Here is a 22,265-nt window from a genome sequence, read left to right on the forward strand (position 1 = left end):
ACCTCTTCTGATCACGCGGTGAGGGGTTCGGAACTCGGGGCCGGTGCGGGCTCGGACTCGTCGGAGAGCCGGCCGGCGGGAAGGAGGAACGCGGCGACGACGCCGGCGGCGTACGTGACCGCGAGCGCCGCGAAGACGGGAGCGAAGACGCCGCTGTAGATGGCGGCGACCTCGGTCTGCACGGCGATGGATGCCTCGTGCACGAACTGCGGCGTCAGCGTCGCCGCGTCGAGCGACGCCGGCAGCAGCGCGGCGACGCCGAGGCCGATGACCCCTCCCACGATGGCAGTCGCGACGGTCGAGCCGATCTGGCGCACGAGGTTGACGGTGGCGGTCATGCTGCCGGTGTCGCGCCGGGGCGCGGCGCTCTGCACCACCGCGATGACGAGGCTCATGAACGCGCCCGTTCCGATGCCGACGACGGCCATGACGACCATCGGCACCCAGAGCGGCAGCCCCACCGGCAGCAGCGACATCACGAAGAGCCCCGCCGCGCCGAGAGATGTGCCGACGATGCAGTAGACGCGGTAGTGGCCCGTGCGGCTCACGAGCCACCCGGTCACGAGGTTGGACACCAGCATCCCGAACACGGTCGCGATCGGGACGAGACCCGACACCGTCGCGCTCGTGCGGTAGGCCATCTGGAAATAGGTCGGCAGGTAGGCGGTGATCGAGAAGAGGCCGACGCCGATGATGGCCGACAGCGCCGTCCCCGAGGCGATGGTGCGGTTGGCGAAGAGCCGCAGCGGCACGAGCGGCTCGGCTGCACGCAGCTCGATGAGGAAGAACGCCGCGAACGCCACTCCCGCCACCACGAACAGGACGACGGATGCCGCGACCCGCGTGGGATCGCCGACCCAGGTGACGGCGAGCACGAGCGCGACCATGGCGACCGCGAACGACACCGCGCCGGCGATGTCGAAGCGCCGTCGCCCGAAGCCGGGCAGGCGCGGCACGGCGACGAGCGCCAGGAGGAGGGCCGCGATGCCGAAAGGGATGTTGATCCAGAACACCCAGGGCCAGCCCCAGTAGTCCGTGATGAGGCCGCCGAGGACGGGACCGACGAGGATGGCGACAGGGAAGGCGGCGCCGATGATCGCCATGTACCGCGGCCGCTCGCGCGGGGTGGTGACACGGGCGACGATCGTCTGCGACATGAGGTGCAGGCCCGCGGAGCTCATGCCCTGCACCACACGGGCCCCGATCAGCTGCGGCATGTCCTGCGCGAAGCCGCACGCGAGCGAGGCGACGAGGAAGAGCACGAGCGACACGAGGAAGACCCCGCGGGGGCCGGCGGCGTCTCCGAGCTTGCCGAGGATGGGCAGCAGCACCGTGCTCGCCAGCGTGTAGCCGACGACCACCCACCCCATCTGAGCGAGCGCTCCGAGTTCTCCGGCGACGGTCGCGATGGAGGTCGAGACGATCGTGTGGTCGAGGGCTCCGAGGATCGCAACCGTCAAGAGGGAGACGATCAGGAGGCGCAGCCTCCACGGTGACATGCTCATACGCGTTCTGGCCCGTACGACCGGGCGATCGACGCGACGGGGTGTGCCCCTGGGCGACTTCGCCACCGGGAACGGGCCTTCGCGGCCCCGACGTCACCGTCGATTCTAGCCACTCTTTAGCCATAAATCAACATAAGTGGGATCCGCACAGACGAGGAGATCGGCCGCAGACAGGACAGATGCCGCGCATCGGCCCTCTGCATCGCAGATCTCCTCACATCCGGCGGCGGGCACGCGGGCGCGGCCGAGCGGGCGGCAGCTCCGGGGCCGGGACCGACTCGCCCACGGTGGCCACGAGCTCGCCGATGCCTTCGACCGTCATACGCACCTCGTCGCCTTCGCGCAGGGCCGGGATCGCGGACCCCCTGCCCCACAGCTCCCCGAGGCAGCCGCCGTTGCCGATCGTTCCGCTTCCGAGCACGTCTGCGGGCACGACCCGGGAGTTGCGCGAGGCGTAGGCGACGAGCTCGGGGAACGGCCATCCCATGTTCGACACGAGGTCCTCGCCGACGAGCTCGCCGTTGATGCGCACCTCGGCGCGGATCGCGAGGAACCCGTCGTCGTCGAGGTACTCCTCCAACTCGTCGGCCGTCACGATCCACGGGCCGAGGCTCGTGCCGAAGTCCTTGCCCTTGGCGGGCCCCAGGCGCACCTTCATCTCCCGCGCCTGCAGATCACGCGCCGACCAGTCATTCATGATGGTGTAACCGAAGATGCGCGCGGCCGCATCGGCCGCGGTGAGGTTGGACTCGCCGACCCTCGGAGCGTTGCCCACGACGACGGCGACCTCGAGCTCGAAGTCCAGCCGCTCGCTGACCGGCGGAGCGACGGACTCGCCCGGCCCGAGGATCGTGTGCGGGTTGGTGAAGTAGAACGTGGGCGCCTCGTACCATTCCGGGGCCACGAAGCTCTTCCCCTCCACACCCGCGCTCACGCCTTCGACGTGCTCCTCGAACGCGACGAAATCCCGCACGGATCCCGGGACCACCGGTGCCAGCAGGCGAACCTCGGCGAGCGCCGTGCCGGGCTCGCCCTTCACCCGGCCGAACGCCGCGTGCGCAGCATCCAATCCCCCGGCGAGGATGTCGGCGACCGTCTGGCCGTCGGGGAACGGGATGACCCGATCATCGATGACGAACCCTTCGCCGATGCCGGCGCCGTCGGCCGTCCAGCGCGCGATCTTCATGCCGAGACCTTCGTCCGCAGCAGCCCGTCGGCGTTGCCGGCGAGGATGCGGTCGGTGATCTCGACGGGAAGCCCGGCCGACCGCACGAAGGCGACCGGGTCGTCGAGCCCCATGTCGAACGGGAAATCGCTGCCGAGCACGACCCGGGAGCCGCCGGCGACCTCGACGAGGTGGCGCACCGCGATCGGGTCGTGCACGACGGTGTCGAACCACAGCTTCTTCAGGTAGCTGGACGGCTCGTGCGCGCAGCGTCGCGCCTCGGGCCGCACCCGCCACGCCCGGTCGGAGCGCCCGATCGCGAACGGCAGGTAGCCGCCGCCGTGGGCGACGACGATCTTGAGTCCGGGGTGCCGGTCGAGCACCCCCGCGAAGATGAGGTGCGACAACGCCACGGCGTTCTCGGTCGGCTGCCCCACGGTGTTGGAGAGGTAGAAGCGGTCCAGACGCTCATCGAGACTGCAGCCGAACGGATGCAGGAAGATCACGCAGCCGAGCTCGGCGGCGCGCGCCCAGAACGGCTCGAGGCGCTCATCCGAGAGTTCGACGTCGCCCGCGAACGACGAGATCTCCACGCCCGCGAGACCGCGGCCGAGCACCGCGTCGTCGAGATACTCGACGAGGTGTGAGGGATGCTGCAGCGGCACGACGCCGAGGCCGACGAGGCGGTCGGGAGCGTGGGCGACGTGTTCGGCGATGAGCCGGTTGATCTCGCCCGCGATCCAGCCCGACAGGCCCTCGTTCGCCCAGGGATAGAAGTGGTTCGGCGAGACGCTGACCCACTGCCGGTCGACGCCCTGCTCGTCCATCGCGGCGAGTCGCGCGTGCACGTCGGTGAGCTTCGGGATCCGCGCGCCGACCATGGCGCCCGACGCCTGCAGGCTCTCGACGCCGTTGCGCCGGCGCTCGAGATCCGCGGCCGCGGCCACTTCCTCCGGCGCCCGGCGCTCGACCTCGGCGTGCAGCGCCGGCAGCAGCAGGTGGGCGTGGACGTCGACGACCGGCATCCGGTCGCCGCCCACCGTCACGAGCCCGGTCATGCGGGAACCGCCATCTGATGCGCGATGCCGAACATGAGGCCCGCGACATCCGCATCCCTGACGCCGTCGAGCTGCCACTGTCCCAGCTGAACCGACGCGTCGACCACGGCCTTCGCCCGCGGCAGCCGGCGCGCGTGGAACTCGTCCCACAGTGCCGCGTCCACCTCGTCGCGTTCGGTGAGCAGCTGCGTCAGCACGAGCGCGTCCTCCAGTCCCTGGGCAGCGCCCTGCGCGATCGTCGGAGGGCAGGAGTGCGCGGCGTCCCCGATGAGCACGACCCGGCCGCGGTTCCACGGCTCCTCGACGATGTGCTTCGTGAACCACGTGTAGTTCGCGTGCGCGCCGCCTTCGAGGTCGGCGCGGATCGAGTTCCACGGACCTTCGTAGGCCCGGGACTCCTCGAGCATGATGCGAGTGGCGTCCTCGTCGGTGATGTCGAAGCGGTCCTGCGCCTTCTCGACGAGGAAGGCGTACATCGTGTCGTCGCCGGTCGGCGTGTAGCCCGCGATATAGACGGGGCCGCCGTAGTAGAGCTCGCTGCGCACGACTTCGGCCGGTCGCGACACGAAGGAGCGCCAGATGCCCATGCCGGTCGGCTCGGGCTTCGCCTGGATTCCGATGAGACCGCGAACGGCGGAGTTCAGGCCGTCGGCACCGATGAGCAGGTCGTAGGAGTCGACGGAGGCGCCGTCCACGAAGACCTCGACCCCGTCGCCCTGCTCGACCCCCGTGACCTTGGCCCCGAAGCGGACGTTCGCACCGGCCTTCTGCGCGTGGTCCAGCAGGATGCGGGCCAGCGCGGGCCGCGGCATCCCCATCGCCGCCGGATAGTCGGGTCCCCCGGTCTTGACGTCCGGAAGTTCGGCGACGATCGGCGCCCCCGGTCCGGGAGCGCGCAGGTTGAGACCCTCGAAGGGGTAGCCGGCGGCACGGATGTCGTCCCACGCGCCCAGCGCGTCGAACACGCGCAGGGCGTTGCCCTGCAGGGAGATGCCGGACCCGAGCGCGCTGAGCTCGGGCTTCGCCTCGAAGACGTCGACCTCGACGCCGGCCTTGGCGAGCTGGATGGCGGCGGCGAGTCCGCTGACGCCGGCGCCGGCGATCGCGACCTTGTTCACTGCGGTCATGTCAGAACCTCTCTGTTCTTTGTCTTCGGGCTAGAGAATCGCGACGGGGTTGATCGGCGAGCCGACCGCCCCGGTGATGGGCAGCGGCGCCGCCGACAGCAGGAAATCCCACCGTCCACGCGCCGCACACGCGTCGGCGAGCGAGTCGAGATTCCACATCTCGCCGATCGTGAGTCCCATGTTCGGGATCACGACCTGGTGCAGCGGCTGGAACGCCGCAGCGTCGAACTCGTTGGGGCGCACCTCGAACCCCCATGTGTCGGTGGCGATGGCGGCGATCTCGGTGCGGTGCAGCCAGCCCGCCGTCGTGAGCGACAGCCCGGGGGCGGGGCCGCCGGCGTAGTCGCCCCAGCCGTCGCGGCGGGTGCGCGCGTACTGGCCGGTGCGCACCAGCACGATGTCGCCGCGGCCGACGCGGCTCGAGGGGCCCTGCGCGGCGATGGTCGCCTCGAGGTCGGCGACGGTGATCGCGTAACCGTCGGCGAGTTCGCCGGTGTCGGGCGCCAGGTGACGCCCCACGTCGAGCAGCACACCGCGCGAGACGATGACGGATGCCGCGTGCTCGATGCCCGTGACGAGGTCGCCGTCGCTCGTGACGACGTCGCCCGCGCGCCGGCCGTTCCACGCGTTGCCGTGGTCGAAGATGTGACCGAGCCCGTCCCACTGGGTGGAGCACTGCAGCGGCATCGCGATCACGTCGTCGGCGCCGCCGATGCCGTGCGGGAAGCCCTGGTTGCCCCGCTCGGCGTCGGTGCCGGTGTCGGTCATGGTGTGCACCGGATTGGTGCGCCGGCGCCACCCCTTCTGCGGGCCGTCCGTGTCGAACGCCTGCGCGAGGGAGATCACCTCGCCGTGCTGCACGAGGGCGGCGGCCTCGACCCGTTTGGCGGCGTCGATGAAGTTCAGCGTGCCGAGCACGTCGTCGTCGCCCCACCGGCCCCAGTTGCGGAAGGCCTCGGCGCGCGCGGCGATCTCGCCCGCCGGGTCGGCGCGGTCGAGGTCGGCCGGGTTCTCGCTCGGCCCGCTCACGCGGCCGCCCCTTCCGCGACGCAGCGGACCACCTGGGTGCCCAGGCCCTGGATCGTGCCGGTCATGACGTCGCCGTCGCGGAGGAACCGCTTCCAGTGCTGGCCGTTGCCCGCAGGGCTCCCGGTGAGGAGGATGTCGCCGGGAAGGAGCGGCATCGTCTGCGACGCCCCGGAGACGAGCGCGGGGATGTCGAACAGCAGGTCGCTGGTCGAGGCATCCTGCATCACATCGCCGTTGAGTTCCAGGCGCACGTTCAGCTGCGATCCGTCGACGAACGGCGCGGGCACGAGGAACGGCCCGGTCGGCAGGAACCCGGGGGCGTTCTTGGAGCGGTACCAGTCGGTGCCGATCTCCTTCATGTCCTTGCGGAAGACCAGGTCGCGCGTCGTCACGTCGTTCACGATCGTGTACCCGGCGACGTGGCTCAAGGCCTCCTCCCGCGAGACGCGGAAGGCCTCGCGGCCGATGACGACGGCGAGCTCGAGCTCCCAGTCGTGCACGTCGCTGTAGCCGGGCAGCGTCAGCGCCACGTCGTCGCCGACGACGCACGCGGGAAGGCCGATGAAGAAGTACGGCTCGCCGTTCGCCTTGCGCTCGTCCATCATCCTTGCGGCGAACTCGCGGGCCTCCTCGGGAGTGCGGTCGGAGTTCTGCGTCAGCCCGGCGGCCACGAGCTCGATGACGTGCTGACGGTAGTTCGCACCCGTCTGCAGCACCTGGCGGGGCTCGACCGGAGCCGTCAGCGTGACGTCGGCCAGCGGCATCCATCCGCCGTCCGACTCGGCGAGCGCGCCCAGGCGGTCCCAATCGGGTGCGGCGAGGAAGGCGTTGAGGTCGGCGGCGCCCAGCTCGTCGGCGCCGAGCGGACGGATGCGGCCCCCCGCGACGAGGCCCAGGCGCGCGGCGGCGCCCTCGCGGTACCGGACGAGGGCGTAGGGGGCGTCGAAGCCGGCGGTCGGATCGTGGTGCGTCATAGAGGTCTCTCGCTCTCCTTCGTGCGAAATGGTGCGGCCAGGAGCGGGATCGGCTCCGCTCCTGGCCGTGTCTGTCAGCCCTGGCCGTGCTTGGCGTACGGGTTCAGCAGGGCGTCCTTGATCTCGTCGGGCACGCCCTCCTCCGTCGCCGACGGTCCGTCGGCGGGCGGGAACGACTCCGTCATCGACATCGGCATCACGCTGTTGCGGTAGAAGTTGTTCGATCCCTGGGACGGCTTCCACGTGTTGGCCTCCCAGTCGGGCACGTAGTTGCGGTACCCGCCGGTGTTGAGCTCGATGCGCAGGCTCGAGGGCTCGCGGTAGTAGAGGAAGTTCTGCTCGCCGATGCCGTGGATCGAGGGACCGTACTCGATCGGGTAGCCGTTCTCGCCCAGGATGTCGGCGGCGATCAGCAGCTCTTCGCGGGTGTCGACCCAGAACGCGTAGTGGTTCACGCGGCCGGCGCGGGTCGACCCGTCGAGGACGACGCCGAGGTCGTGCGACTTCTCGTTCGTGGTGAGCACGGAGAAGACCGAGATGGGCGCCTCGTCGAGCACGGTGCGGGCCATGAAGCGGAAGCCGAGCACGTCGACGTACCACTTGACGAACCCGTCGACGTCGCTGGTCGCGATCGTGACGTGGTCGAGCTGACGCGGGGCGCCGGCCACCTTGCTGCGCCGCGAGGGTCGGTCGGGGTAGATCGATGCGGCGTCGCCCTCGGTGTCGTGGTGGCGGGTGACATCCCAGTGGAGCGTCAGCGTGTGGCCCCACGGGCCGGTGAAGCGGTAGGCGCGACCGATCTTGTGGACGTCGATCCACTCGCCCTGGACGCCCGCGGCCTCGACGCGCTGCGCGGCCTCCTCGAGCGCCTCGGGGCTCGAGGTGCGCCATGCGGCGGTCACGAGACCGGGCTCGTCGCCCGGCACGACCACGAGGGAGTAGGCGTAGTAGTCGCCCCAGCAGCGGAGGTAGACGGCGCCGTCGACGCGGTCGACCACCGTGAGGCCGACCTGGTTGACGTAGAAGTCGACGGATGCCTCGACATCCGGCGACGTGATGGCCACATACGACAGATGCGACAGAAGCTTGATCATCATCGATCCTTTTCGGTGATTCATGGGGGTGATCCCGTCACCCACTTTCGCCGAAGTCAGGCATATCGAGGAATCCCATATCGGCTATCTTTCAGATCACCGATGTTTATGCGGTCGGCGCCGAGAGCAGTGCCTCCGCGAGTGCGGTGTCATGGCGCAGATCCGCGAGATCGAAGGGCCGCTCGGCCGTGCGCACCGCCGTGATCGCGCGGCGCAGCGCGACCCGCTCGGAGCTCTCGAAGCGCGCAGGCAGGATGCTTCGGCCCTCGGCATCCGTGATCACCAGGGCGGTGTCGAGATCGGCGTCGACTTCGACGCGCACCTCGGCGATCGTCGTGATCCGCACGCGGCCGAGGGACGGCGCGCCGGGCTGCGGGGCGGCGACGATCGACACCGCCGCGCCGTGCTCGGTTTCGAGAAGACCCAGCACCCGGCCGCCCCAGGATTCGCCCGCGCGGAGGGTGAGCGGACCGCCCGCGAGGACCCGCGCCCAGCCGATCGCGTCGCGCAGGGCCACGGCGAGCGTGAGATCCGGCGCATGGCACTCGACGGCGAGTGCTCCGGCAGCCGGCACGCCCTCGAACGCGCCGCCGATGGCGGCGACCACGTCAGCACGGAGCAGGGGGCGCTCGAGGACCACGGGGGTCGCATCGGCGACGGAGGCGAGCGCATCCAGTGCTTCGACCGGAGCGGCAGCGGGCTGGGCGACCACGACGGCAGCGGCGCCACCGGCAGATGCGTCGGCGGCAGCCTGCCACCACGCGCGGACGCCGGCGACGACCGCGACGGCCCCGTCGCCATCGCGGCTCGCGACGGCGCTGGCGGGCAGCTCGGCCACCGCGACGCGGTATGGGGCGAGGTCGGTGCGGACGGGTGTCGTCATGATGCGGCTCCGATCAGCGACGCCGCCGCCTGCGCCAGCTGCAGTGCGTAGCGGGCGTCATCGAGCAGCTCGTCGTACTCCACCGGGAGGCCGGCATCCAGGAGCTCCGCGAGGGCGCGCCACTCCGCGACGTACCCGTCGCCGGGGTCGTGCGCGTAGATCGTGTCGCGCCCGTCGGCGGCGCGCACCCGCACGCGCGCTCCGCCCGCGTGCACGAACGGCGGCGGGAAGCTGACGTCCAGCCGATCGGCGGTGGTTGCCACCGCGATGCGCCACAGCGTGTCGGCGCCGTCCGGGAGCATCACCGTCGTCAGCTGCACGGGCACGCCGCTCGCGACGAAGCCGACGGCGTACCCGAGCGGGGGCAGCGCCCGCGCGAAGACGACGCGCTCGAAGCGCGGCGCGAGGTCGCGCACGAGCGGCAGGTCGTGGATCGCGAGACCTGTGAGGAGCTGACGCACGACGCCGGCCGCCACCTCGGGGCGGGTGAGGTCGGGAAGGCCCCGCGCTGCGACCGGCGACCCGGGCAGTTCGGTCACGAGCTCGTGGTACCGGGTGTTGGGCGGCAGCGCGAGCGTGACGGAGATCGACACGACCGGCCCTCCCGACGCGGTGAGGTGATGCTTGGCCCGGCCCCAAGCCGGGTCGAAGTAGTGGTTGGTGCCCACGATGAGCGGCACGCCGGCGCGGCGGCACGCCTCGATGGCCTGCTCCGCCTCGGCGACCGTCGTGCCGATCGGCTTCTCGCAGAACACCGCGCGCTTGCCGGCGCCGACGGCTTCGATGATCTGCGCCGCGTGATGGGCGGGCGGGCTGCAGATCGCAACGACGTCGACGGCGGGATCTGCCATGATCGCCTCCGTGCCGCTCGACGCCCGGGCACCGACGCGGGCCGCCAGGGCGGCCGACCTGCCGCTGCCGCCGTCGGCGACATGCACGACGCGGAAGGCATCGGCCAGGCGCTCGAGGGTCGGCAGGTGCAGCGCCGCCACACCGGGACCGGCACCGATGATGCCCACTCCATGCGTCATTGACGCCTCCTCACTTCGGCTGGAAGCGTACCTAAGTCTGAAGTAGTTTGACTATAGAGATGCCGATTTTCGCATCTGCGGCGCCTTGTTATGTAAGAATCGACCATGGCCAGGGAGTCCACGCTGCGGTTCGGCGCACAGACCGACGAAATGACGAGCCTTCTGCGCATCGTCAACATGGTTCGCACCGGCGAGGCAGCGACGCGTCCCGAGATCGGCCGCGTGACCGGACTCGGCCGCGGCGTCGTGACGCAGCGCGTCGACCATGCGATCGAGATGGGCTATCTGGCCGACGGCGAGTTCGGCCCCTCGTCCGGGGGCCGCGCGCCGCGCACGCTCCGGTTCCGAGGCGACGCCGGTCGCATCGTCGTCTGCGCGCTCGGCGCCCTCCACATCCACGTCGGGGTCGCCCTCCTCGACGGCGACGTGATCGACCACGAGCATTCGCCGTGGGACATCGCCCGCGGCCCCGCGGAGACGCTCGACAAGGCCCTCAGCATGATCGACGAGGTTCTCGCCCGCACGCCCGAGCTGCCGGTCTGGGGCATCGGCGTCGGTGTGCCCGGCCCGGTGGACTTCGACAGCGGCCGCCCGGTCGCGCCGCCCATCATGCCGGGCTGGAACGGCTTCGACGTGCGACGCCGATTCGAGCAGCGCTACGACGCACCCGTGTGGGTGGACAACGACGTGAACCTCCTCACGTTCGGCGAGCGCGCCCGCCGCGACGATGACCACCTCGACCTCATCTACTGCAAGATCGGCTCCGGCATCGGTGCCGGGCTCCTCTCGCACGGCCGCATCCATCGCGGGGTCAACGGCGCAGCGGGAGACATCGGCCACGTGCGGGTGCGCGATTCGGAGGCCCTCTGCCGCTGCGGCAAGATCGGATGCCTCGAAGCCGTCGCCGGCGGATGGGCGATGATCCGCGATGCCCTCGCCGAGATCGAGGCGGGCGCCACGGGCGTGCTCACGGCCGCCGTCACCGAGGGCGAAGAGCTGACACCCGAGCGCATCTCGCTGGCCGCCGAGAACGGCGACGCCCTCGCCATCCGGCTCGTGCAGCGCTCGGCCCGCGTCGTGGGCGAGTCGATCGCCGCGCTCGTCAACATGTTCAACCCGTCGGTCATCGTGATCGGCGGCGCCATGGCCGGTGCCGGCGAGCTGCTCTTGGCAGAGGTGCGCCAGCGCGTGTACGAGCTGTCGCTCCCCCTCGCGACGCGCGACCTCACGATCTCCCAATCCGTCAACGACCCGCGCGAGCCTCTCCGGGGCGGCGTCGAGATGGTGCGGGAGCAGCTCTTCGAGGTCACCTTCCCGCGATGGTTCGGCGATGGACGCCCCTCCGTCGTCGCGATCCGCGGCACGGTCGACGCGGCAGCGTGAGCTGAGCGGCGCACACCCTCGGAAACTTCTTACGAAAGTAGACAAAAGCGTGTAGCTTCCCGTCTGAAGCCGCTTCGTCGGCTCCGACACGAGGGAGTGAACACACCATGGCGTTGCCGCTGCTGCTGGACGATGCGCTCGTCGCGACCGACTCCGGGTTCGCCCTGCGGGTGAGTCTTCCGTGGATCCGATCGATGCCTCTTGCCGCCGTCACCGATCTCTCGGTGCGCGTCGACGGCTCCCCCGCTGCCGTCACGATCCGGCTCGAGGGCCGCGACGTCGAACCCCGAGCCCTCGCCGCCGAGCAAGGGTGGTGGTTCATCCAGGACCGCCTCGAACTGCGCGGAGAACGGATGCTGCCTCCCGGCGCCCACGACGTCTCGGTGTCGTTCGAGCTCGTGGTGCCGTACCTGCAGGCCGGGCCGACCGGCCCCCTCACCCTGCCGTTCCGCGCCGAGCGTGCGCTCGGGCTCGGGGACACGGCATCCCCCCGCCCGCACCGCACCGCCGGGCAGTCGACGGTTCGCGAGCCGGAAGCGGCGCGGCAGGGCGATGCCGGCGACTGGACGATCTCGGCGAGCGCCTTCAACTGGACGCCCGAGGTGATCCGCGCCGAACGGCCCGCCGCCGACATCGCGGTCGGCATCGCGGCGGACGGCGTGGCGTCGACGATCGAGGTCGAGGCCGGCCAGGTGTGGCGCTCCTTCCCGGAGCCGTCGGACGCAGAGGTCGATGCCTTCCGTGAGCGCCTGGCGGCGGCGGGAGGAGCGGTGTCGATCGTCGGTGCGAGCCTCGACGACTGGGCCTCCCCCACGCGCCGGCGCACCGAGGAGGAGCGGCTCGCCTTCCTCGTGCCGCAGCTGCGCGCGGCCGCGCGCGCGGGAGCGCGAGGCGTCCGTGTGCCGTTCGGCCAGCCCGGACCCGAGCTGCTGCGACTCGCTCAGCCGGTGCTCGACGAGCTGGGCGTGGTGCTCTACGAAGAGATCCAGGGGCAGCAGACGCTCGACGTGCCCGCTGTCGCGGCGAACCTCGAGCAGCTGGTGCAGCTGGATGATCCCCGCATCCGCGTTCTGATCGACATCAGCATGCTCATGCCCGCGCTGCCGCCCTCGTACCTCGAAGAGCTGCGCCGCGGCGGCGTCGACGAGGAGCTGGTCCGGCGCCTGGAGACCGAGTGGCGCGCACCCGAGACCCACCGGGCCGTGATCGAGACGCTCCGCGAAGGCCGCGTCCCGCCCGCGGTGCACACGCTCTTCATGAACCTGCTCGTGCGGTTCGGGCGCTCGGACATCGCCGAGCTCGAGCCGCTGCTCCCGCTCACGTCGGGGGTGCACCTCAAGTTCTGGGACCTCGACGACACCGACGGACGCGTGTCACGCCCCATCGGCGACATCGGTGCGGCGCTGCGGCGCACCGGCTTCGCGGGCACCCTCACCAGCGAGTGGGGCGGCCACGAGTGGCTCGACGCCGACCCTGCGACGACGACCCGCTCACACCTCGACCTCGCGCGCCGCGCGCTGGCCGCGGCATCCGTTGCGGCACGCTGACCCCTCCGCGCGGCGTCAGCTGCCGGTGGGAGTCCAGGCGCTGCCGTCGTTCGAGCTGCGCTCGACGGCATCGAGGACGCGCTGGACATGCAGGCCGTCGTCGAACGAGGGCTCCGGCTGCGTGCCCGACGCGATCGCGGTGACGAGGTCGGCGACCTGGTGGCTGAAGCCGTGCTCGTAACCGAGCATGTGCCCCGTCGGCCACCAGGGCGCGAGATAGGGATGGTCGTGCTCGGTCACGAGGATCCGCCGGAAGCCCTGCTCGGTCTCGGGCAGTGTCGAGTCGTAGAAGCCCAGCTCGTTCAGACTCTCGAGGTCGAAGGAGATCGCGCCGAGCGAGCCGGCGATCTCGATCCGCAGGGCGTTCTTGCGCCCGGTGCGGAAGCGCGTCGCTTCGAACGATGCGAGCGCGCCGGACGAGAGCCGGCCGGTGAAGAGGGCGAGGTCGTCCACCGTCACCGCACCCCGCTCCTGACGGGCCGTTCCGGAGAGCCCCACGCCCTCGCCGAGCAGCGGGCGCTCGGTCACGATCGTCTCGAGGATGCCCGAGACCGTCTCGACGCGCTGACCGGTGATGTACTCGGTCAGGTCGACCGCATGGGCGCCGATGTCGCCGAGGGCTCCTGAGCCCGCGCGGTCCTTCTGCATGCGCCAGGTCAGCGGCGCCTCGGCATCCATCAGCCAGTCCTGCAGATACTCGGCGCGCACCTGGCGGACGTCGCCGATGCGGCCCGCCGCGACGAGGTCTCGCGCGAACGTCGCCGCCGGCACGCGGCGGTAGGTGAAGCCCACCATCGAGCGCACGCCGCGGGCAGCGGCGCGGGACGCGGCATCCGTCATCGCCTCGGCCTCTTCGACCGTGTTCGCGAGCGGCTTCTCGCAGAGCACGTGCTTGCCCGCGTCGAGGGCCGCGATCGCGATCTCGGCGTGCGTGTCGCCCGGCGTGACGATGTCGACGAGGTCGATGTCGTCGCGGCTGATGATCTCGCGCCAGTCGGTCGCGCTCTCGCGCCAGCCCCACTTCCGGGCGGCGGCCGCCACTCCCGAGGCATCCCGTCCCACGACGACGTCCATCGACGGCGTCAGAGGCAGGTCGAAGAAGCGCGGCGCGACGCGCCAGCCCTGCGAGTGCGCGGCTCCCATGAAGCCGTACCCGATCATGGCGACGCGCAGCGGCGGAGTGCCGCCGGTGGGCTGGTGATTGGTCAACGCGATGTCCCCTCTCGGAACCGGGAGAGGGCGCCCGTCGCGTTCGACGGGCGCCCCGTGAGCTGATGGATTATTCGAACGACAGGTCGATGTACTGGTCGACGTTCTCCTTCGTCACGACCGGGGCGTCGAGCACCACGCGGTTGGGGATGCTCGGCGTGATGAGGTCGCCCATGGTCTTGCTCTGGGCGATCAGTCGCGCGAGCGCGACGCCGTCGGCCGCCTGGGTCGACGGGTAGATCACCGTCGCCTTGAGCACCGTGTCGTCGGCCTCGATCGCCTCCATCGCGCTGCGGCTGCCCGCGCCGCCCATCATGAAGAACTCGTCGCGACCGGCCGAGTCGATCGCCGCCAGAACGCCGACGCCCTGGTCGTCGTCATGGTTCCAGATGGCGTCGATCTTCGGGTTGGCCGAAAGGAGCTGGGATGCCGCGGCCTCACCGCCAGCGACGGTGAAGTCGGCTGCGACCCGGGCGGACACCTCGAGGCCGCAGTCCTCGAGGGCGTCGGCGAAGCCCTGCGAGCGGTCCTGGGTCAGCGGCAGCGAGTCGATGCCGGCGATCTCGGCGACGATGGCGTCGGGGTTGTCGCCCAGCTGCTCGCAGATGTAGGTTCCGGCGCTCACCCCCATCCCGTAGTTGTCGCCCAGGATCGTGGTGCGGGCGGCGAAGGGGCTCGAGAACTCGCGGTCGACGTTGATGACCGGAACGCCGGCCTCCATGGCCGCGATGGCCGCTTCGGTCAGAGCGGCGCCGTCGGACGGCAGCAGCACGATCGCGTCGACACCGTCGTTCACGAAGGTCTCCACCGCCGCGATCTGTGCGATCGGGTCGTTCGTGCCCTCCGCGACGCGGAAGTCCACATCGTCGAAGCTGTCTGCGGCCGCCTGAGCACCCGAGTTGATGGCACCGAGCCAGCCGTGATCGGCTGCCGGGCCCGAGAAGCCGATGACGACCGTGTCGCCGGACTCGGCGTTCTCCTCCGACGTCGTGCCCTGGTCGACGACATTCTCCTCGTCGGCGCCGCTGCCGGTGCAGCCCGCGAGAAGTCCGGCCGCCGCCGCGACGGCGGTTGCGGTCAGCACGAGCCGTGTACGCGCCTTCAGGTGTGAGCGCATTCTTTCCTCCTTGAAATGTGATGCAGTGCGGCAGCGCACGGGACGAGCTCCGAGCAACGGCGCACGGGCTGACCGTCCACGCTGACGGGCATCACGGTAGCAGGCGAATCGTTCGGGCGACACCTTTTGTATTAGTTGCGGCAAAAGCGATTCTCCGAAACTTCCCGACGATTCTGCGAAACCTCCACGGCTGCGGGGCGAGCGGCATGCGGCGACCTCCGTCGACGCGGCAGAAGGGTGCATGTTATGTTCGCTGCGTGATCAAAGACGACCATGACTCGGCGATACTCGTCGTCCACGGCGTGACGAAGTCCTTCGCCGGGGTGCGGGCGCTGCGCGGCGTCGACCTGGAGGTGCTGCCCGGCGAGGTGCACTGCATCCTCGGCCAGAACGGCGCGGGAAAGTCGACGCTCATCAAGACCCTCGCGGGCGTGCACCGCCCGGATGAGGGGGTGATCTCGTGGCTCGGCCAGCAGGTCGAGATCCCCACGCCCGAGGCCGCGATCGAGCTCGGCATCGCGACGATGTACCAGGAGCTCGACGTCGTCGACGGCCTGACCGTCGCCGAGAACATCTTCCTCGGCCATGAGCTCTCCCGCGGCGGCTTCACGAAGCGCTCGGAGGCGGCGAAGCAGACCCGCGACCTGCTGCGCCGGCTGGGTCACGGGAATCTCTCCCCCCATGCCGAAGTGGGGTCCCTCAGCGCGGCGAACAAGCAGATCGTGAGCATGGCGCGGGCGCTGTCGCACGACATCAAGCTCATCATCATGGATGAGCCGTCGGCCGTGCTCGACACGGAGGAGGTCAAGAACCTCTTCCACGTCATCAAGGAGCTCACCGCCGCCGGCATCGCGGTGGTCTACATCACGCACCGCCTCGAGGAGATCCGTCAGATCGGCGACCGGATCACCGTCCTGAAGGACGGCCGGTCGATGGCGAGCGGGCTGCGGGTCGCCGACACGCCCACGGCCGAGCTCATCCGGCTCATGACGGGGCGCGAGGTCGCGAACGTCTTTCCGCCTGCCTCCCCCATCGCCGTCGACGCGCCGAAGGTGCTCGAGGTCGAGGGACTGGGGGTCACCGGTCTCTTCAGCGACGTCTCGTTCTCGGTGCGCGCCGGCGAGATCGTCGGGCTTGCGGGGCTCGTCGGCTCTGGTCGCTCCGAGATCCTCGAGACGGTGTACGGTGCCCGCAAGGCGACGGCGGGGTCCGTCAGGGTAGGCGGGAAGACGCTGCGGCGAGGCTCCGTCGTCGAGGCGGTGCACGCGGGCATCGGCCTGTCGCCCGAGGAGCGCAAGAGCCAGGGACTCGTCCTCGACGAGCCCATCTACGTCAACGTCACCCTCTCCTCCATGTCGCGCTTCGCCAAGGCCGGATTCCTGGACGAGCGGGCGGAGCGCAAGATCACCCGCGAGCAGATCGATGCGCTCGAGCTCCGCCCCGCCGATCCGGACCGCGCCGCGATGACGCTCTCGGGCGGCAACCAGCAGAAGATCCTGCTCGCACGCTGGCTCGTGCACGGGACCCGTGTGCTCCTGCTCGATGAGCCGACGCGCGGCGTCGACGTCGGCGCGCGCGCAGAGATCTACGCGCTGATCCGCCGCCTGGCGGCCGCCGGCAACGCCGTCGTCATCGTGTCGAGCGAGATCGAGGAAGTGCTCGGCCTCGCCGACACGGTGCTGGTCGTCGCCGACGGACGCGTGCTCCAGACCCTTCCCGCCTCCCAGATCGACGAGCACGGCGTGCTCGATCTCGTCATGAAAGGAACCGCCGCGTGAGCGAGCAGACTACGCAGGGGACCGCAGGCGTCCCCACCGCCGGCGAGGCGCCGCCGCCTGCCGGCCGACCGGACGACTCCCGCAAGTCCGGATTCCAGCGCGTCATGTCGGGCTCGGTGGGACGCAATCTCGGCCTCGTCGTCGCCCTGCTGGTCCTCGTGATCGTGGGAGCCGTCACCGCCCCCGACACCTTCACGAGCGTCAGCAACATCCTCACGATCCTCCGTCAGGCCTCGATCATCGGCGTGATCAGCATCGGCATGACGCTCGTGATCATCGCGGGCGGCATCGACCTCTCGGTCGGGTCGGTCATGGGCCTTGCATCGGTGGCCGCGACCCTCGCCGCGGTGCAGGACCTCGCCGACCAGTCGCACTGGATCGTCATGGTCGTCATCGCGCTCCTCGTGGGGCTCTGCGCCGGGCTCATCAACGGCGTCGTGATCGCGTACGGCAAGGTCGTCGCCTTCATGGCGACTCTGGCGATGCTGGTCGCGGCCCGGGGCCTCGCCGAGATCCTCGCCAACCGCCGCACGCTCCAGATCGGCGACCGCGGGTTCATCCAGGCGATGAACGCCGACATCATCGGCGTCGACATCCTCATCTGGATCTTCGCGATCGTGGCCGCCCTGGGGTGGGTCGTCCTCAACCGCACGACCTTCGGCCGCCGGACCGTCGCCATCGGCGGCAACCGGGAGGCCGCGCGGCTGGCGGGCATCAACGTCAAGCGGCACACGATGTGGCTCTACGCCATCTCGGGACTGTGCGCGGGCATCGGCGCCGTCATGATCCTCGGCCGCACGACCGCCGGCACCTCCACCCACGGAACGCTCTACGAACTCGACGCGATCGCCGCCGTGGTCGTCGGCGGCACGCTCCTCGTCGGCGGCCGCGGCACGATCACCGGCACCGTCTTCGGCGTGCTCATCTTCGCGACGCTGACGAACGTCTTCGTGCAGAACAACCTCAGCTCGTCGGTGCAGGCGGTCGTCAAGGGCGTCATCATCGTGGTCGCGGTGCTCCTGCAGCAGCGCTTCGCCAAGCCCACGGGTCGCGCCACGTGAACGCTCCGGCCACGCGCGAGCGCGGCATCCGTCATCCCCCATCCGAGGCCACTCGATCGCAGCGTGGTCCGCAGCCTGATTGACTGAGTCGTGGTCACTCTCTCCTCTGAATCGACGGTCGCCGGCACCGGCGCGATGGAGCTGTTCCAGCTGCTGCGGGACGGCGTGCCCCGCACCCGCGCGCAGCTCGCGAAGTCCACGGGCCTCGCCCGGTCGACGATCGCGGCCCGTGTCGAGGAGCTCATGCGTATGGGGCTCGTCATGCCGGTGGCCGATGCCGCGTCCACCGGCGGGCGACCGCCCTCCCAGTTCGCCCTCAACCCCAGCGCCCGGGTGGTGCTCGCGGCAGACATCGGCGCGTCGCACACCACGGTCGCCGTGGTGGACCTCACCGGCGCGATCCTGGCCGCCCGCACGGAGTCCCTCGCCGTCGCGGAGGGCCCCGAGCGCGTGCTGACCTGGATGGTGGACGCCGCGGTCGGGCTTCTCGAAGACGCCGGGCGCGACGTGCGCTCCCTCGTCGCGATCGGCATCGGCGTGCCGGGTCCGGTCGAGCACTCGACGGGGCAGCCGGTCAACCCCCCGATCATGCCGGGATGGAACCGGTTCGACGTGCCCGGCTGGGTTCAGCAGCACCTTCAGGTGCCCGTGCTCGTCGACAACGACGTCAACATCATGGCGCTCGGCGAGCGGGCGACGGCGTGGCCGACCACGGCGCACCTCATGTTCGTGAAGGTCGCCACCGGCATCGGCGCAGGCGTGATCTCCGGCGGCGAGCTGCAGCGGGGCGCACAGGGCGTCGCCGGCGACATCGGCCACGTGCGCGTCGCACGGGGCTCGTCTGTGGTGTGCCATTGCGGCAATCAGGGATGCCTCGAAGCCATCGCCTCCGGACCCGCCATCGCCCGAGCGCTCCGGGCCCAAGGGGTTCCCGCCGAGAACGGCGACGACGTGGTGGCGCTGGTCAAGCAGGGCAATCTCGATGCGATCCAGGCGGTCCGCCAGGCCGGCCGGGACATCGGCGAAGTGCTGACCGCCTGCGTGAGCCTGATGAACCCCTCGGTGATCGCCATGGGCGGCTCGATGTCGCGCGTCGGGGAGCACCTCATCGCGGGGGTGCGGGAGGTCGTGTACACGCGCTCCATGCCGCTCGCGACCGAGCACCTCGCCATCGTGCCGTCATCGGCAGCCGAGAACGCGGGCATCATCGGTGCCGGAATGCTGGCGATCGAGCACGCGCTCTCGCCGGAGGCGTTCCACTCACTCGCCGGCTGACGCCCGGCTGACCAGCCGTCTGACTCGCCGGTTCACTCTGGCGCCGATCCTGGAGCCCGCGGTTCAGCGAGGCTGAAGGCCGGCGGCGCGATAGACGTCGTCGACCACGCGCATGGTGCCGACGCCGCGACGGGCGTCCAGCAGGCTCGGCGAGCCGTCGGCCAGCACGGCGACCAGGTGCTCCAGTTGGCGTGCGTAGCTGTTCTCGCCCTCCGCGGCCTTGTCCTCCAGGAGGACATTCTCGCCCGCGGTGACGCGCAGCGTCGCGCCCCACTGCGGGACGATCACGCTCGTCGCGAGCAGTTCTGCCGCTGAGCCCGAAACCCGCAACGACATGGCGCCCTGGTCGTCGCCGAGGAAGGACGAGCGCACGCACGCACGGGCACCTGACGGCAGCCGCAGGACGGCATCCGTCTGCAGGTCGATCCGGGGGTCGTCGCCGGAGAGCACCGCCGTGGCCGACTCGACGGCGGGCTCGCCCCACGCGGCCCGGATGAGGTCGACCGCGTAGCATCCGACGTCCATCACGGCCCCGCCGCCGAGGTCGCCGTCGAGGCGGATGTTGCCCGGCTTCACGACGAAGTGCGGGATGCTGAAGTCGACGTCCACGCGCTCGATGTCGCCGAGCACGCCCGACGCGATCACCTCGAGAAGACGCTGCGTGAACCCGTGCAGCCGGTAGTGGAAGCCGACGAACGCCCGCCGGCCCGTCTCCGTGGCGGCGTCGGCGATGGCCGACGCCGTCGTGCCGTTCACCGACAGCGGCTTCTCGCAGAGGACGTGCTTTCCCGCCTGCAGCGCACGGATCGCCCACTCGGCGTGCGTGATGGGCGGGAGAGCAAGGTAGACGAGGTCGATCTCGGGATCCGACAGGATCGTCTCGTAGTCGCCGTGCTTCGGCAGGTTCACGCGCTCGGCGAAGACCCGAGCACGCTCGGGGTCGCGCGCGCCGATGGCGTCGACACGGATGCCGTCCACGTAGTGAGAAGGCTCCACCATCGCGCGCTCGGCGATGCCGCCGGCACCCAGGATGCCGACCCTCAGCTCCGATGCCACGCTCAGCCCTCGTGGTTGTAGTAGGGCCAGGGCAGGAACCGGCGCTCGCCCCGGCGGTCGGGCCCGTGGAGTGTGACGTCGCCGGTCGCTGCCCACTCGACGCCGCGGGGGAACATGCGGATGAACTCGATGCGGCGGAAGGTGTCGATGTCGTGGCCGATCGTGATGGTGAACGACCGGCCCTTCCCGTACTCGTTGATCCACGCGATGGGCTGGTCGGTGTTCATGCCGTTGAGCGCGGCGATGCCCCCCTCGGGGATGTCGACCGGGTAGTGCGACATCGGCCAGACCGGCGCCTTCTCGTAGGCCTCGAGGTCGTCGAAGGTCGTGAGAAGCACCTGCGCGCCCTCGTAGAGGTCCACGCCGGTCAGGATGTCATCGCCGGTGACGGTCCAGCGGGCGCTGATCCCCTCGGTGATGGGATGCCGCGGCTCGACCGTGTCGAGCTGCGCCTCGCCCCACGGCCGAGGGCGGAGGCCGGTCTCGTACGCGCTGAGCTTCGCGCCGCGCATGACGTTGTACTCCTCGGGATAGCCCCAGCGGTCCTCCTGTGCGGCGGAGCCGTGGAACCACACGATGCCCTTGCCGTCGTCGTGGACGAACTTCAGGATCGCGGCATCCGTCTCGGGTCCGAATCCGACGGCCTTCTCGAAGAAGCCGTCGCGACCCTCGAACACGACGATGAGCACGTCGTACTTGTCGATGATGTCGGCGCCGAGCCCGCGCGGGTCCTCGACGACCCGCACCTTGAAGCGCCCGGTGTCTTCGAGCAGCGTGGTGATCCACTGGTTGTGCAGACGGAAGCTGCGGTGCTCGTTGTCGTGCTCGCGGGTCATGTGACCCGAGAGGATGAGCACGTTCAGGACGTCGGTCATCGGTGTCGCTCCTTGTATCGGTGGTTCCGGGCACGCCGGACACCGGCCAGGGCAGCCGGTGAAGGGCGGGACGATTCAGTCGGTCTTGCTCGAGAAGGCGGCGTCGAACGCGGCGGCGGGGGGCGTGATGGCGTTGAGCTTGCGGACGAACTCGATGGCCTCGGGTGCGCCGGCCAGGCGATCCATGCCGGCGTCCTCCCACTCGATCGAGGTGGGCCCGTCGTAGCCGATCGCATTGAGCGCGCGGAACAGCGGCTCCCACGGCACGGCGCCGTGCCCCGTCGACACGAACGTCCAGCCACGGCGCGGGTTCGCCCACGGCAGGTGGGATCCCAGCACGCCGTTGCGGCCGTCGAGGTTGGTGATCGACTCCTTCACGTGGACGTGGAAGATGTCATCTGCGAAATCGAGGACGAAGGCCACCGGGTCCAGCTGCTGCCACATGAAGTGCGACGGGTCGAAGTTGAGGCCGAAGCTCTTGCGGTGGCCGATGGCGTCGAGCGTCGCCTTGGCGGTCCAGTAGTCGTACGCGATCTCCGACGGGTGCACCTCGAGGCCGAACCGCACGCCGACCTCCTCGAACACGTCGAGGATCGGGTTCCACCGGTCGGCGAAGTCCTGGTAGCCGGCGGCGATCCACTCGTCGGAGGCCGGCGGGAACATCGCGACCGCCTTCCAGATCGACGAGCCCGTGAACCCGTTCACCGTCTTCACGCCGAGCTTCGCGGCGAACCGGGCCGTGTTCTTCATGTCCTCCGCGGCACGCTGGCGCACCCCTTCCGGCTCGCCGTCTCCCCACACCCGTGCCGGAAGGATGTCCTTGTGCCGCACGTCGATGGGGTCGTCGCACACCGCCTGGCCGGTGAGGTGGTTCGAGATGGCCCACACCTTCAGGCCGTTGCGCTCGAGGATGTCCTTGCGGGACTGCACGTACTCGTCGTCGTCCCACCGGGATACGTCGATGTGGTCTCCCCAGCAGGCGATCTCGAGGCCGTCGAAGCCCCACTCGCCGGCGAGCCGCGCGACCTCCTCGAACGGCAGATCGGCCCACTGGCCGGTGAACAGGGTGATCGGACGAGGCATCGAAGCTCCTTTGCT

19 protein-coding genes are annotated in these 22,265 nt (G+C 70.4%); 5 read left to right on the plus strand and 14 right to left on the minus strand.

What is annotated here, in order from left to right; translation table 11 throughout:
• Positions 1-11: 11 nt before the first annotated feature.
• The 9 genes from JNB61_RS05750 to JNB61_RS05790 all read right to left on the minus strand — a co-directional run bounded on the left by JNB61_RS05750 (position 12) and on the right by JNB61_RS05790 (position 9,866).
• Positions 12-1,499 (minus strand): MFS transporter, encoded by a 1,488-nt coding sequence (locus tag JNB61_RS05750; RefSeq protein WP_223214644.1) that lies wholly within the window; start codon positions 1,497-1,499, stop codon positions 12-14.
• A gap of 220 nt (positions 1,500-1,719) precedes the next feature.
• Positions 1,720-2,691, minus strand: coding sequence for a fumarylacetoacetate hydrolase family protein (locus tag JNB61_RS05755; protein WP_220339010.1), 972 nt, complete (start codon positions 2,689-2,691; stop codon positions 1,720-1,722).
• Positions 2,688-3,728: an amidohydrolase family protein gene (locus JNB61_RS05760; protein WP_223214645.1), complete on the minus strand. Its 1,041-nt coding sequence runs from the start codon at positions 3,726-3,728 to the stop codon at positions 2,688-2,690. The genes JNB61_RS05755 and JNB61_RS05760 overlap by 4 nt, the downstream gene beginning before the upstream one ends.
• On the minus strand, positions 3,725-4,855 hold the full coding sequence (locus JNB61_RS05765) for an FAD-dependent monooxygenase (protein ID WP_220339011.1): 1,131 nt from the start codon (positions 4,853-4,855) through the stop codon (positions 3,725-3,727). Before JNB61_RS05765 ends, JNB61_RS05760 begins: the two co-directional genes overlap by 4 nt.
• Positions 4,856-4,885: 30 nt before the next feature.
• Positions 4,886-5,884, minus strand: coding sequence for a cyclase family protein (locus JNB61_RS05770; protein WP_220339012.1), 999 nt, complete (start codon positions 5,882-5,884; stop codon positions 4,886-4,888).
• Positions 5,881-6,858 carry a fumarylacetoacetate hydrolase family protein gene (locus JNB61_RS05775; protein WP_220339013.1) on the minus strand — a complete coding sequence of 326 codons (978 nt, stop codon included), beginning with the start codon at positions 6,856-6,858 and terminating at the stop codon, positions 5,881-5,883. Before JNB61_RS05775 ends, JNB61_RS05770 begins: the two co-directional genes overlap by 4 nt.
• Before the next feature lie 74 nt (positions 6,859-6,932).
• The gene (locus tag JNB61_RS05780) at positions 6,933-7,952 is read right to left on the minus strand and encodes a VOC family protein (protein WP_159841189.1); all 1,020 of its coding nucleotides are present in this window, start codon (positions 7,950-7,952) and stop codon (positions 6,933-6,935) included.
• Between the two features lie 106 nt (positions 7,953-8,058).
• Positions 8,059-8,835 carry a hypothetical protein gene (locus tag JNB61_RS05785; protein ID WP_220339014.1) on the minus strand — a complete coding sequence of 259 codons (777 nt, stop codon included), beginning with the start codon at positions 8,833-8,835 and terminating at the stop codon, positions 8,059-8,061.
• Positions 8,832-9,866: a Gfo/Idh/MocA family protein gene (locus tag JNB61_RS05790; RefSeq protein WP_220339015.1), complete on the minus strand. Its 1,035-nt coding sequence runs from the start codon at positions 9,864-9,866 to the stop codon at positions 8,832-8,834. Before JNB61_RS05790 ends, JNB61_RS05785 begins: the two co-directional genes overlap by 4 nt.
• Positions 9,867-9,971: 105 nt before the next feature.
• On the opposite strand from JNB61_RS05790, the gene JNB61_RS05795 reads away from it, so the two are divergent.
• Together JNB61_RS05795 and JNB61_RS05800 are read left to right on the plus strand one after the other, a co-directional pair.
• Positions 9,972-11,249, plus strand: a complete 1,278-nt coding sequence (locus JNB61_RS05795) for an ROK family protein (RefSeq protein WP_220339016.1) — start codon at positions 9,972-9,974, stop codon at positions 11,247-11,249.
• Positions 11,250-11,356: 107 nt separating this feature from the next.
• Positions 11,357-12,796, plus strand: a complete 1,440-nt coding sequence (locus JNB61_RS05800) for a hypothetical protein (protein WP_222855147.1) — start codon at positions 11,357-11,359, stop codon at positions 12,794-12,796.
• Between the two features lie 15 nt (positions 12,797-12,811).
• Here JNB61_RS05800 and JNB61_RS05805 read toward each other — a convergent pair whose 3' ends face one another.
• Both JNB61_RS05805 and JNB61_RS05810 read right to left on the minus strand, forming a co-directional pair.
• Positions 12,812-13,957 carry a Gfo/Idh/MocA family protein gene (locus tag JNB61_RS05805; protein ID WP_220339124.1) on the minus strand — a complete coding sequence of 382 codons (1,146 nt, stop codon included), beginning with the start codon at positions 13,955-13,957 and terminating at the stop codon, positions 12,812-12,814.
• 118 nt (positions 13,958-14,075) lie between these two features.
• Positions 14,076-15,122 carry a substrate-binding domain-containing protein gene (locus tag JNB61_RS05810; protein ID WP_159841185.1) on the minus strand — a complete coding sequence of 349 codons (1,047 nt, stop codon included), beginning with the start codon at positions 15,120-15,122 and terminating at the stop codon, positions 14,076-14,078.
• A gap of 302 nt (positions 15,123-15,424) precedes the next feature.
• On the opposite strand from JNB61_RS05810, the gene JNB61_RS05815 reads away from it, so the two are divergent.
• From JNB61_RS05815 to JNB61_RS05825, 3 genes are all read left to right on the plus strand, one after another.
• The gene (locus JNB61_RS05815; protein WP_220339125.1) at positions 15,425-16,900 is read left to right on the plus strand and encodes a sugar ABC transporter ATP-binding protein; all 1,476 of its coding nucleotides are present in this window, start codon (positions 15,425-15,427) and stop codon (positions 16,898-16,900) included.
• The gene (locus JNB61_RS05820) at positions 16,897-17,961 is read left to right on the plus strand and encodes an ABC transporter permease (RefSeq protein WP_220288820.1); all 1,065 of its coding nucleotides are present in this window, start codon (positions 16,897-16,899) and stop codon (positions 17,959-17,961) included. The genes JNB61_RS05815 and JNB61_RS05820 overlap by 4 nt, the downstream gene beginning before the upstream one ends.
• A gap of 135 nt (positions 17,962-18,096) precedes the next feature.
• Complete coding sequence (locus JNB61_RS05825) at positions 18,097-19,236, plus strand: ROK family transcriptional regulator (protein ID WP_220339126.1); 1,140 nt, start codon at positions 18,097-18,099, stop codon at positions 19,234-19,236.
• 63 nt (positions 19,237-19,299) lie between these two features.
• Here the strand turns inward: JNB61_RS05825 and JNB61_RS05830 are convergent, their stop codons facing one another.
• The 3 genes from JNB61_RS05830 to JNB61_RS05840 form a co-directional block, all read right to left on the minus strand.
• Positions 19,300-20,292: a Gfo/Idh/MocA family protein gene (locus JNB61_RS05830; RefSeq protein WP_308291212.1), complete on the minus strand. Its 993-nt coding sequence runs from the start codon at positions 20,290-20,292 to the stop codon at positions 19,300-19,302.
• 2 nt (positions 20,293-20,294) lie between these two features.
• A complete protein-coding gene (locus tag JNB61_RS05835; protein ID WP_220339017.1) occupies positions 20,295-21,167 on the minus strand; it encodes a ThuA domain-containing protein in 873 nt (290 codons plus the stop codon).
• Between the two features lie 75 nt (positions 21,168-21,242).
• Positions 21,243-22,250 (minus strand): sugar phosphate isomerase/epimerase family protein, encoded by a 1,008-nt coding sequence (locus JNB61_RS05840; RefSeq protein ID WP_220339018.1) that lies wholly within the window; start codon positions 22,248-22,250, stop codon positions 21,243-21,245.
• Between the last annotated feature and the right edge of the window lie 15 nt (positions 22,251-22,265).

Origin of the sequence: Microbacterium ureisolvens, assembly GCF_019511645.1 — a bacterium.
Classification (GTDB): domain Bacteria; phylum Actinomycetota; class Actinomycetes; order Actinomycetales; family Microbacteriaceae; genus Microbacterium; species Microbacterium ureisolvens_A.